A 12,668-nucleotide genomic window follows, 5' to 3' on the forward strand; every position below is an offset into this window, starting at 1 on the left:
CATGGAATTGCGTGACAAAACGGCTCTTCTGCGCTCAAATGGCGGCGCGGGAGAGTTTGAGGAACTGGTGTGAAGCAGACTACCAATCCAGTCGCATCGTTTCTGAAGCTGCTGCCAGTGCTTTTGCCGGCCGCAGCCATAGCTCTTGTCGCGGTCATACCCGACGCTTCAGCGCAAGGGCGGCCTAAAACGCTGTTTGATTTGCTTTTCGGCAAACGGGAAGCCCCTCCCGATTATTCCGCCCGGCCGGCGCGCAGAGCCACCCGCCGGTCAAAGGCCCCGCCGGCAGCCCGGCGTCGTTCCAATTCCGACAGTTCCACGCGTTCGCGAGCGCCAGCCGCTGCGGATGTACCATCGCGTCCTGCCGCACCGCCGTCGGTCGAGAAGAGCCCCGATGCGAAAAATGTGGTCGTCGTAGGCGACTTTATCGGCGGGGGGCTTGTCGAAGGTCTTGAAGAAGCGCTCGCTCAGAACCCGGATGTGCGCGTTGCAAACAGGATCAACGGCTCCTCGGGTTTCGTGCGGACCGACCATTACGATTGGCCGGCGAACATCAAAGGCATTCTCGATGAGGAAAAGCCCGCTGTCATTGTGGTCATGATCGGCGCTAACGACCGCCAGCCGATCACGATAGATGGCATGTCCTATGCTCCGCGCTCACCGGAGTGGACCGCGGAATACACGAAGCGCATCGATCATTTCGTCAACACGATCAAGACAGCGGGTTACCCCCTTGTCTGGGTAGGACAGCCGCCTTTCAAGCCGCGCGGCATGTCGCAGGACATCTTGGCATTCAACGAGATCTACCGGAACGCCGCCGAAAAGGCCGGCGGCAGTTTTGCCGATGTATGGGACGGCTTTGTTGATGAGGCGGGCAATTTTGCCCTCTCGGGATTCGACATCAATGGCCAGACGGCCCGGCTGCGCGCCAATGACGGTATCAACATAACCCGGGCAGGGAAGCGCAAGCTCGCCTTCTATGCCGAAAAGCCGCTGCGACAATTGCTGGGCGGCGCCATGTCGCCGGACGCGGCACCCAAGGCAGGCGATCTGCCCCAACAGGCTCCGGCCGAAACAGCCAAACCGCCCGCAAGGATCGATCGCGTCGCGCCCGTCAGTCTCAACGACCTCGATCTGGACGGCGGCAATGAATTGCTCGGCGCAAATCTCGGGAAAACGCCTGCAGCGATCAAATCGGCCCGCGATCTCCTGGTCATCGATGGCGTGGTGGCAAAGCCCCAACCAGGAAGGGCCGACGATTTCACCTGGCCGCGCAAACCGATCCTCACGGCAAAGCAGCCATTGCCGACGGACCCCACGAAAACCGGCACGACGCCCTAACGTGCAACTTTATCCACCGATCAGCGCGGCAGGACGGATGATCCCATCAGATGCTCGTCGACGGCACGCGCCGCCTGACGGCCTTCGCGGATCGCCCAGACCACCAGGGACTGGCCGCGGCGCACGTCGCCCGCCGCGAACACCTTGTCGATGCTGGTGCGGTAGTCACCATCGTTCGCCTCCACCGAACGGCTTCCGCGCCGGTCGCTGGCAATCTTCAGCTCGTCGCCCAATTCCTTGATGAGGCCATCCTCGAGCGGACCGGAAAAGCCGATCGCGATAAAGGCGAGATCCGCCTTGATGAAGAATTCCGTGCCTTCGATCGGCTTGCGCCTCTCATCGACCTCACAGCACTTTACATGGGTAAGCCTGCCATCCTCGCCGATGAATTCGAGCGTCGCCACCTGGAACTCGCGCTCCGCCCCTTCGGCCTGGCTCGAGGAAACCCGCATCTTCGTTGCCCAATAAGGCCAGACGGTGAGCTTGTCTTCCCTTTCGGGCGGCTGCGGGCGGATATCGAGCTGCGTGACCTTCACCGCCCCCTGCCGGAACGCCGTGCCGACGCAATCGGAGGCCGTATCGCCGCCGCCAACCACCACCACATGCTTGCCGCCGGCGAGGATGGGCGCGGACGGCCATGCGACCGAATCGATATTCTCGCGCCCGATGCGGCGGTTCTGCTGGACGAGATAATTCATCGCATCATGCACGCCGTCGAGCTCCGCGCCGGGGATACCGGCCGGACGCGGCGTCTCCGAGCCGCCGCAATAGAGCACGGCGTCATAGCCGTCGATGAGTTCCCTGACCGGCTTGTCGACGCCGACATTGACGCCGCAGAAAAAGGTGACGCCCTCGCCCTGCATCTGCGTCACGCGACGGTCGATGAAGTGCTTTTCCATCTTGAAATCGGGAATGCCGTAGCGCAGCAGCCCGCCGGGCCGGCTTTCGCGCTCATAGACATGCACCTCATGGCCGGCGCGGCCAAGCTGCTGTGCCGCTGCTAGACCTGCCGGGCCGGAACCGATGACTGCCACTTTCTTGGCCGTCTTGACCGCAGAGGGCTGCGGAACGACATAGCCCATCTCATAGGCCTTGTCGGCGATCGCCTGTTCGATCGTCTTGATAGTAACGGGCACGTCTTCCAGATTGAGCGTGCAGGCTTCCTCGCATGGCGCGGGGCAGATACGGCCCGTGAATTCCGGAAAATTATTGGTCGAGTGGAGGTTGCGGATCGCCTCCTCCCAATTGTTATTATAGACGAGATCGTTCCAGTCCGGGATCTGGTTGTGGACGGGGCAACCCGTCGGTCCATGGCAGTAGGGGATGCCGCAATCCATGCATCGCGTCGCCTGCTTCCGCACCTCACCATCCGTCATCGGAATGGTGAACTCGCGAAAATGCCTGATGCGGTCGGACGCCGGCTGATACTTCGCCACCTGCCGGTCGATCTCCAGAAATCCTGTAACCTTACCCATGAACCTTTTCTCCTCCCTGCCGGGCGACTTTCAAAGCCAGCGACACGAACAGGGCTAGTTGATAATTAGCTCCCAGCGCCCAGAACGTCATCCTCGGGCCTGTCCCGAGGATCTGCGGCGGAACATTTCAATCAGGACGGCCATCGCCTTTCCTTCTTCTTATGGCAGATTCTCGGGACAAGCCCGAGAATGACGGCCTGAGATGTCGAGAATGAAGGACTCATTCCGCTGCGATGCCGATGCGCATGCGCTCCATTTCCTCGAGCGCGTGTCGGTATTCCACCGGCATGACTTTCACAAATTTCGGGCGATAGGCTTCCCAATTGTCGAGAATATCCTTGGCCCGTGCCGAACCCGTGTAGTGCAGATGATTCGATATCAGCTGGACCAGACGCTCCTCGTCATGACGCGTCATATTGCCGGATACGTCGACGCGGCCCTTGTGCATCAGATCGCCGCCATGGTGGTGCAGCTTTTCGAGGATGTCGTCCTCTTCGGGAACCGGCTCCAGCTCGACCATCGCCATGTTGCAGCGCTGCGCGAAATCGCCGACTTCGTCGAGCACATAGGCGACACCGCCGGACATGCCGGCCGCAAAATTGCGGCCCGTCTGGCCGATGACGACCACCACGCCACCGGTCATGTATTCGCAGCCATGATCGCCGACACCTTCGACGACCGTCACCGCGCCGGAATTGCGCACAGCGAACCGTTCGCCGGCAACGCCGCGGAAATAGCATTCGCCCTCGACGGCGCCGTAGAGCACGGTATTGCCGACAATGATGGACTCCTCGGCGATGATCTTGGCGTTCTCGTCGGGCCTGATGACGATGCGCCCGCCGCATAGGCCCTTGCCGACATAGTCATTGCCGTCACCGATGAGGTCGATGGAAATGCCGCGCGCCAGAAACGCACCGAACGACTGACCCGCCGTGCCGCGAAGGGTGATGGCAATGGTATCGTGGGGCAGCCCCTTGTGCCGATAGCGCTTGGCAACCTCCCCGGAAAGCATCGCGCCCACCGAGCGATCGACATTCTTGATCCCAAGTTCGATCTTGACGGGCGTCTTGTTTTCAAGCGCCGGCATTGCCAATTCGATCAGCTTGCGGTCGAGAACATCGTCGATCGGATGATGCTGCCGTTCTGTCCAGAAGGTCTTTTCCTTACACGCATCGGGCTTATGGAAGATGCGGCTGAAATCGAGGCCACGCGACTTCCAATGGCTGATCATCGCCTGCTTTTCTAACAAGTCGGTATCTCCGATGATCTGTTCCAGCTTGGTGTAGCCCATTTCGGCCAGGAACTGACGAACCTCTTCCGCCAGGTAGAAGAAGAAGTTGACGACATGCTCCGGCGCGCCCTTGAAGCGCTTGCGCAAGACCGGATCCTGCGTCGCGACGCCGACGGGACAGGTGTTGAGATGGCACTTGCGCATCATGATGCAGCCCGCCGCGATCAACGGCGCGGTAGAGAAGCCGAACTCATCCGCGCCCAGCAGCGCCCCGATGATGACATCGCGCCCGGTCCGCAAGCCGCCATCGACCTGCAGCGCCACTCTGCTGCGCAGGCCGTTCAGCACCAGCGTCTGATGCGTTTCGGCAAGCCCCATTTCCCACGGGGATCCGGCGTGCTTCAGCGAGGTAAGCGGCGAAGCGCCCGTTCCGCCGTCATAACCGGAAATGGTGATGTGATCGGCGCGCGCCTTGGCGACGCCCGCGGCCACCGTGCCGACGCCCACTTCCGAGACCAGCTTGACGGACACATCCCCCGCCGGATTGACGTTCTTCAGATCGTAGATGAGCTGCGCCAGATCCTCGATCGAATAGATGTCGTGATGCGGCGGCGGCGAAATCAGGCCGACGCCCGGCGTTGAGTGGCGCGTCTTGGCGATGGTCGCATCCACCTTGTGGCCGGGCAACTGACCGCCCTCGCCGGGCTTGGCGCCCTGCGCCACCTTGATCTGCATCATGTCCGAATTGACGAGATATTCCGTCGTCACGCCGAAGCGGCCGGATGCAACCTGCTTGATCGCCGAGCGTTCGGGGTTCGGTTTGCCGTTCGGCAGTGGGTAGAAGCGGTCCGGCTCCTCGCCGCCTTCACCGGTATTCGACTTGCCGCCGATGCTGTTCATGGCGATGGCGAGCGTCGTATGCGCCTCTCGGGAAATCGAGCCGAACGACATAGCGCCGGTCGAGAACCGCTTGACGATCTCCACTGCCGGTTCCACCTCGTCGATCGAAACGGGCTTCAGCCCGCGCTCCTCAGCCGACTTGATGTGGAACAGGCCGCGAATGGACTTCGCCGCCGCCGTCTCCCCGTTGACGAGGTCGGTATATTCCGTGAACGTCCCAGGGTTTTCCGTGCGCACCGCGTGCTGCAGCTTGGCCACGGCATCGGGCGACCACTGATGCGCCTCGCCGCGTATGCGGTAGGCATATTCGCCGCCGACATCGAGCGTCGTCAAGAGCACCGGATCGTTGCCGAAGGCATCGGTATGGCGGCGCGTCGTCTCCTCAGCGATCTCTTCCAGACCGACGCCCTCGATGGTCGTCGCCGTGCCGAAGAAGAACTTGTCGACGAATTCGGACTTCAGCCCCACCGCATCGAATATCTGCGCGCCGCAATAGGACTGATAGGTCGAAATGCCCATCTTGGACATGACCTTGAGGATGCCCTTGCCGAGCGATTTGATATAGCGATAGACGACCTCATGCGCATCCACCTCCGGCGGGAATTCACGCCGCCGGTGCATGTCGAGCAGCGTATCGAAGGCAAGATAAGGGTTGATCGCTTCAGCGCCGTAGCCCGCCAGGCAGCAGAAATGATGCACCTCGCGCGGCTCGCCGGATTCGACGACCAGGCCGACCGAAGTCCGCAAGCCCTTGCGGATCAGATGATGGTGCACAGCCGCCGTCGCCAAAAGCGCCGGGATCGGGATGCGGTCCGGCCCGACCTGGCGGTCCGACAGGATGATGATGTTATAGCCGCCATGAACGGCGGCCTCCGCGCGGTCGCAAAGCCGCTCGATGGCGCCATGCATGCCAGCCGGGCCCTCGCCTGCGCCATAGGTGATATCGAGCGTCTTGGTGTCGAACCTGTCCTCTGTGTGGCCGATGGAGCGGATCTTTTCGAGATCGGCATTGGTGAGGATCGGCTGGCGCACTTCGAGACGCTTGCGCCGCGAGGTGCCGACCAGATCGAAGATGTTTGGACGCGGGCCGATGAAGGAGACGAGACTCATCACCAGCTCCTCGCGGATCGGATCGATCGGCGGGTTCGTCACCTGGGCGAAGTTCTGCTTGAAATAGGTGTAGAGCAGCTTCGACTTGTCCGACATCGCCGAAATCGGCGTATCGGTACCCATCGAGCCGATGGCCTCCTGGCCGGTCGTCGCCATCGGCGCCATGAGGATCCTAGTATCCTCCTGCGTGTAGCCGAAGGTCTGCTGGCGGTCGAGCAGGCTCACATCCTTGCGCAGCGCGCGAGGCTCCACGGTATTGAGGTCTTCCAGGATGAGCTGCGTGTTTTTCAGCCACTGCTTGTAGGGGTGACGCTGCGCGATCTCGGATTTGATCTCCTCGTCCGAAACGATACGGCCCTGCTCCATGTCGATCAAAAGCATGCGGCCCGGCTGCAAGCGCCACTTCTTGACGATCTTGCCTTCGTCGACCGGCAGGACGCCCGCCTCCGACGCCATGATGACGAAATCATCGTCGGTAACGATGTAGCGCGCGGGACGCAAACCATTGCGGTCGAGCGTCGCGCCGATCTGCCGGCCATCGGTGAAGGTGACGGCTGCAGGGCCGTCCCATGGCTCCATCAGCGCGGCGTGATACTCGTAGAATGCCCTGCGTTCCTCGCTCATCAGCTTGTTGCCCGACCATGCCTCGGGGATCAGCATCATCATGGCATGCGCCAGGGGATAACCGCCCTGGAACAGGAATTCGAGCGCATTGTCGAAGCAGGCCGTGTCGGACTGGCCTTCGTAGGAGATCGGCCACAGCTTGGAGATGTCGTTGCCGAAGAGTTCGGAATCGACCGAAGCCTGGCGCGCCGCCATCCAGTTGACATTGCCGCGCAGCGTGTTGATCTCGCCATTATGCGCCACCATGCGGTAGGGATGCGCGAGCTTCCACGACGGGAAAGTATTGGTCGAAAATCGTTGGTGCACGAGGGCAACCGCGCTCTCGAAGCGTGGATCCTTCAAATCCCGGTAATAGGCGCCGACCTGATAGGCCAGGAACATGCCCTTGTAGACGATGGTGCGCGACGACATCGAAACGATATAGAAGCCGTTGTCCCGACCATCGGTCTCCTGGAATATCCGGTTGGAGATGACCTTGCGCAGGACGAACAGGCGGCGCTCGAAATCATCGTCGGTCTCGATATCGGGGTTGCGCCCGATGAAGACCTGCCGGTGATGAGGCTCGGTCGCCGCGATATGCGGCGCCTTGGACAACGATGAATTATCGACCGGAACGTCGCGGAAGCCGATCAGCGCCTGCCCTTCGGCGGCGATCACGTCCTCGATCACCACTTCGATATGCGCCCGCTGCTCCGCATCCTGCGGCATGAAGAGATAGCCGACCGCATATTGCCCCACCGGCGGCAAGTCGATGCCCTGCGCCGCCATTTCCTCGCGGAAGAAACGGTCGGGGATCTGCACGAGCATGCCGGCGCCGTCGCCCATCAAAGGGTCGGCACCCACCGCGCCGCGATGCGTGAGGTTTTCCAGCATCTGCAGGCCGTCACTCACCACCTGATGCGACTTCACGCCCTTCATATGCGCGATGAAGCCGACGCCGCACGCATCGTGCTCGTTGCGCGGGTCGTAAAGTCCCCGGCGCACAGGGAAACCTGCCGGAAATGATCCTAATGGCGCTGATTCCGTCGGGATTCGTGACGTTTTCGCGGTTTTGACCGCGCGATTCTGTACGTCCTGGCCAAGCTCAGTCGTTACAGATGGCGTCAATTCCGTCATCGTCATTTCCTCCTTATGGGCCCACATAGGGCGGTCATTCTTTTTCGGGGAGGGAATACTGTTGATTCCACCCCGCGTCCATGCGGCATATAACTGCAAGAGCATTTGCGACGCGGGGGATGTCATGATGCTCACCCCGCATACCCTGCGCTTTTGCGCCAGCAAGTCGGCACCGGGCCGCTTGTTCACCCGGGCTGTCCGCCTTGCAGACCCTGTCCGCGACAAAACCCGGATAGACACGATAGCATGTCTGCATCCTAGGTTAAGCCAGCTAAATAAGACAGCAGTACTGTCCTATATTCTATGACAGAAATTATGCCCCACCACAAGATGGAAAAGCAAAATAAATTCGCTCTATCCGAAATATTATTGCGCAAGCATGCGTTAATTATTGCTAAAATTGCGATGGCGGGGGTTTTCACCGAGATTTCGCATCTTCATAGAGGGATTATCCAGCCTCGATGCTTGCAATCCGATGATGCGCATTTATGAACCGTGTGGACAATGAATCTGCCTGCTTTCATATAGACAGCCGGCTGCGCCGCAGTGCACAAGAGCACGCCATGAGACTGCTATGCGGAGAAACCGAATGAATTTCGCATCCGACAATTGGGCGGGCGCCCATCCGAAGATCGCCGAAAGCCTGACCCGCCATGCAGGAGGCTTTGCCGCCTCCTATGGAGCAAGCGAGTTCGACCGCGCCGTGGAAATGCGCTTCAACGAGATCTTCGAGCGCGAAGTCGCCGTTTTCTTCGTCGGCACCGGAACCGCCGCCAATTCGCTGGCGCTGGCGAGCGTCAACCGTCCGGGTGGCGTCTCCTTCTGTCACCGCGAGGCCCATGCCATCGAGGACGAATGCGGCGCGCCGGAATATTTCACCGGTGGCGCCCGCCTGCACCCGGTGGACGGCGCGCTCGGACGCATCGATCCGGTCAACCTGACGCGGGAATTGAAGCGTTTCAACCCGGCTTTCATCCACGCAGGCCAGCCGATGGCCGTCTCGATAACCCAGGCGACCGAAGTCGGCACGCTCTATAGCCTCTCCGAGATCGCCGGCATCTCCACCGTCTGCCGGGAGCATGATATCCCGCTGCATCTCGACGGCGCACGCTTTGCCAATGCGCTCGTTTCGCTCGGCGTCTCCCCGGCTGATATGACGTGGCGGCAAGGCGTCGACATTGTTTCCTTCGGCGGCACGAAAAACGGCTGCTGGTGCGCCGAAGCGCTGGTGTTCATGGATCCTTCGCACGCCAAGGATCTGCCCTTCATCCGCAAGCGCGCTGCCCAGCTCTTTTCCAAGACCCGCTTCATCGCCGCCCAGTTCGACGCCTATCTCGACGACGGCCTCTGGCTCGAACTCGCGACACATGCCAATGCGATGGCGGCCCGGCTTGCCGGTCACATCCGCGCATCCGAACGCATTCGCCTCGCCTGGAGCCCGCAGGCAAATGAAGTCTTCGCGATCATGAAGAAAAGCGTGAGTGAAAAACTGCAGCAACAGGGTGCCGTCTTCTACGACTGGAACCCACCGCATTCGGAAACGAACCGCGTCGAGGAGGAGGAGATATTTACCCGTTTCGTGACCAGCTTCGCCACATCGCAGGATGAAGTGGACCGGTTCGGCGATCTGATCGCCTGAATGACCCAATAAGAACGGCGCCCGGAGGCGCCGCTCTCATTCTCAGCAGCAGAACGGTTATTCCGCCGCCTTGGTCTCGATCTGCTTGGCCTTTTCGGACGAAACAGCCGTCACAGCGATCTTGCGTGGCTTCAGCCCCTCGGGGATTTCGCGCTTCAGATCGATGTGCAGCAGGCCGTTCTTCAAGCTTGCCCCGCTGACTTCAACGAAATCGGCAAGCTGGAAACGGCGCTCGAAAGCACGTGCGGCGATGCCGCGATAAAGCACTTCGCTGCTTTTATCGGCACTTTCGTCGGATTTCTGGCCCTTGATGGTCAGTTGGTTGCGGTGAGCCTCGATCTCGATCTCATCTTCCGCGAAACCCGCAACGGCCATCGTGATGCGATAGGCGTTCTCGCCCGTCCGCTCGATATTATAAGGCGGATAGGTCGGCGCGCCTTCCGGCTGCGCGAGCGAATCAAGCATGGTGAAAAGCCGATCGAAGCCGACGGTGGAACGGTAGAGCGGTGAAAAATCAACGTGACGCATGGTAAGCCCTCCTTCAGAGCGACAATGTTTGCGTTTTGGCCGAAGCGAAAATTCCCGATATCGGCGAATTTTCTTGAGCCAGCAGCCCCTTTTGGCGGCTGCAACCATGATTTGGGGGCGTTATTTTACGATTTCAAGGGGATGGCCGGGAGATGGATTGCGCCTGAAACGACAACTGAATTTTGCTGTGGGCATCGCTGAACGCCAGATGAATGCCGCCTTCGGCCTCTATTCAGCTTGCGGGGATTAATCTCCAATCATGTCGGAACGTTCCGGCACTCAACAGGAATAGGTCAATGAAAAAGGCTATTCTAGCCATCACCGCAACGCTTGCGATCGGCTTTTCCGCCCCTGTTTTTGCCGCTGAACAACCGAATATCATCATGGCCCAAGGCTGGAACGATGACTACCGCGATACCCCTCCGCCGCCGCGCGGCTATGAAATGGAACGCCGCGACCGTCGCTATCGCGGTGAAGTCATCAGCCCCCGCCGCGTTGCCAGAATGTTGGAACGACGCAGCTACGAGGTCCGTGATGTCGATCTGCGCCGTAGCCGTTATTTCGTCCGCGCCATACGGCCGAATGGGCGCCGCGTGATGCTTGTCGTCAATGCCCGCAACGGCCGCATCCTTGACGAACGGCGGGCTGGTGGTTCGCGCCGCTCGGGCTTCAGCATCGAAATCAATCCTTAGTACCAAACGCCTGCCGGATGTAACGTCCCTTCCAGACGGCAGGTTAGCCGGAGGTTCCGCCAGGAACTTCCGGCTCACATTTTCGCAGTCCCCCGCGCCTCACCCGTGGCCCTGTCATTTGACCTTTCCTATGGGGCGGCCTATCGATGGATGATCGTGTCAATCCCGGACGTTGTTGCCACCTAGCATGACTGATCTTCTCTTCGAGACCGATGCCAACCAGATCCCTGCCAGAACCCATTCCGGCATGCTGGAGATGCGGGATGGCAAGGCGCTGCGCTATGCGGTCACGCAGGCTGCCAGTCGGCCGCAGCAAGGTACGGTGCTCGTTCTGCACGGCCGCAACGAATGCATCGAGAAATATTTCGAGACCATTGCCGATCTGGCCAGGCGCGGTTTCACCGTCGTGTGTTTCGACTGGCGCGGTCAGGGCGGCTCCAGCCGCATGATTCACGATGCGATGCGCGGCCATATCGATCGCTTCGATGATTACGTCTCGGACCTCGACCAGGTCTTCCGCGAACTCATCCTGCCCGATTGTCCGCCGCCATTTTATATCCTTGCCCATTCAGCCGGCGCGCTTGTCTCGCTTCTCGCAGCACCGGTGCTCGCCAACCGCGTCCGCCGCATGGTGCTGGTCGCTCCGTTCGTGGGTCTCCCCGGCTCGCGGCTGGGCGTCAATGGCATTCGCTTCGCCACCAGGACGTTGGGCCTGATCGGACTTGGCAGGCGTTATGCAGTCAAAAACCGATATCAGGCCGGCGGGCGGCCTTTTGCCGATAATCCGCTGACCAGCGATCCCGGCCGCTACATGCGAAATGCCGAAATCGTGCGCCATCAGCCGCAGCTTGGGCTGGGTGGACCGACGGTGCGCTGGGTTTCGGCCTCACTGAACGCAATCGACCGGGTCAACGACCCCGATTTCATCACAAACATTCGCATCCCGACACTCATCATAGCCGCAGGCGCCGACAGCGTCGTCTCGACGGCAGCCATCGAGCGTTTCACCACGCAATTGCGCAACGGCACGCTTCTGATCATCGATGGCGCGCGTCATGAAATCCTGCAGGAAGCCGATTTTTACCGTGAGCAACTGCTTGCTGCCTTCGACGCATTCGTACCGGGCTCGGACGAACCGGAAACCACCATCGCAACCGAACCTGCGGAAACGGCCTGAAAGCCGGATCAGCCCCCGTTCAGCAGATCGAGTGCGATCTTATGGAGTTCCGGCGTGGCTGCGGCAATGATATCGCCACCCTTTTCAGCCGGACCACCATCCCAGCGCGTCACCACCCCACCGGCCTTCTCGATGATCGGGATCAACGCCACGATATCATAGGGCTGCAGATCGGCTTCGACCGCAATGTCGACGAATCCGGCGGCCACCATCGCGAACGCGTAGCAATCCACGCCGTAGCGCGGCAGGCGTACCACCGCCTCCAGGCGGTTATAGGCAAGGCGCTTGGCGCCCTTGTAAAGGGCGGGCGTGGTAGTGAACAAGGTGGCATCGGCAAGCGCGACGGTGCCCCGTGTTTTCAGGCGCCGCGGCTGCCCCGTTTCGCCGGCGCATGTGCGCTCGTAATAGGCCCCCTCGCCGTCGCTATAGAACAGTTCGCCGGTGAATGGCTGGGACATCAGCCCTGCCTCGGCCTTTCCGTCGATGGTAAGCCCCACCAGCGTTCCCCAGACCGGCAGGCCGGAAATGAATGCACGCGTCCCGTCTATCGGATCGATCACCCATATGTGGCTGTGGTCGAGATTTTCCGCGCCATGCTCCTCTCCCAGGATGCCGTGATCGGGATGGGCGCTGCGGATCACCGAGCGGATCGCCCGCTCCGCCTCACGGTCGGCTTCCGTCACCGGATCGAATCCCACCGCATATTTGTTGTCCACCGACACGGGACTGCGAAACCGCGGAAGGGTTTCGGCTGCGGCAGCCGCCGCAATCTGCACAAGGAATGACTTTTCAACGACCAAAATGGCCTCCAGATATAATGTAAATGACCGCGATC

At 60.6% G+C, this 12,668-nt stretch carries 9 protein-coding genes; 5 read left to right on the forward strand and 4 right to left on the reverse strand.

The window, feature by feature from the left end; translation table 11 throughout:
* Positions 1-69 precede the first annotated feature (69 nt).
* Positions 70-1,341, forward strand: a complete 1,272-nt coding sequence (locus C5748_RS15000; RefSeq protein WP_245581810.1) for an SGNH/GDSL hydrolase family protein — start codon at positions 70-72, stop codon at positions 1,339-1,341.
* A gap of 20 nt (positions 1,342-1,361) precedes the next feature.
* On the opposite strand, the gene C5748_RS15005 is transcribed toward C5748_RS15000, so the two are convergent.
* A complete protein-coding gene (locus tag C5748_RS15005; RefSeq protein ID WP_105742745.1) occupies positions 1,362-2,816 on the reverse strand; it encodes a glutamate synthase subunit beta in 1,455 nt (484 codons plus the stop codon).
* A 220-nt stretch (positions 2,817-3,036) separates the two neighbouring features.
* A complete protein-coding gene (gene gltB, locus C5748_RS15010) occupies positions 3,037-7,797 on the reverse strand; it encodes a glutamate synthase large subunit (RefSeq protein ID WP_105742810.1) in 4,761 nt (1,586 codons plus the stop codon).
* 589 nt (positions 7,798-8,386) lie between these two features.
* On the opposite strand from gltB, the gene C5748_RS15015 reads away from it, so the two are divergent.
* A complete protein-coding gene (locus tag C5748_RS15015) occupies positions 8,387-9,436 on the forward strand; it encodes a threonine aldolase family protein (protein ID WP_105742746.1) in 1,050 nt (349 codons plus the stop codon).
* Between the two features lie 57 nt (positions 9,437-9,493).
* Here C5748_RS15015 and C5748_RS15020 read toward each other — a convergent pair whose 3' ends face one another.
* Positions 9,494-9,964 carry an Hsp20 family protein gene (locus tag C5748_RS15020; protein ID WP_105742747.1) on the reverse strand — a complete coding sequence of 157 codons (471 nt, stop codon included), beginning with the start codon at positions 9,962-9,964 and terminating at the stop codon, positions 9,494-9,496.
* 73 nt (positions 9,965-10,037) lie between these two features.
* Between C5748_RS15020 and C5748_RS28220 the strand changes: the two genes are divergently transcribed.
* The 3 genes from C5748_RS28220 (at position 10,038) to C5748_RS15030 (ending at position 11,833) form a co-directional block, all read left to right on the forward strand.
* Entirely contained in the window at positions 10,038-10,214 is a 177-nt protein-coding gene (locus tag C5748_RS28220) for a hypothetical protein (RefSeq protein WP_158259864.1), read from the forward strand.
* 46 nt (positions 10,215-10,260) lie between these two features.
* Positions 10,261-10,656: an antifreeze protein gene (locus tag C5748_RS15025; RefSeq protein ID WP_105742748.1), complete on the forward strand. Its 396-nt coding sequence runs from the start codon at positions 10,261-10,263 to the stop codon at positions 10,654-10,656.
* A 187-nt stretch (positions 10,657-10,843) separates the two neighbouring features.
* A complete protein-coding gene (locus C5748_RS15030) occupies positions 10,844-11,833 on the forward strand; it encodes an alpha/beta fold hydrolase (RefSeq protein WP_105742749.1) in 990 nt (329 codons plus the stop codon).
* Between the two features lie 8 nt (positions 11,834-11,841).
* Here C5748_RS15030 and hisN read toward each other — a convergent pair whose 3' ends face one another.
* Complete coding sequence (gene hisN, locus C5748_RS15035; RefSeq protein WP_105742750.1) at positions 11,842-12,633, reverse strand: histidinol-phosphatase; 792 nt, start codon at positions 12,631-12,633, stop codon at positions 11,842-11,844.
* Positions 12,634-12,668: the final 35 nt, after the last annotated feature.

Origin of the sequence: Phyllobacterium phragmitis (assembly GCF_002980495.1) — a bacterium.
GTDB classification, from domain to species: Bacteria; Pseudomonadota; Alphaproteobacteria; order Rhizobiales; family Rhizobiaceae; genus Paramesorhizobium; species Paramesorhizobium phragmitis.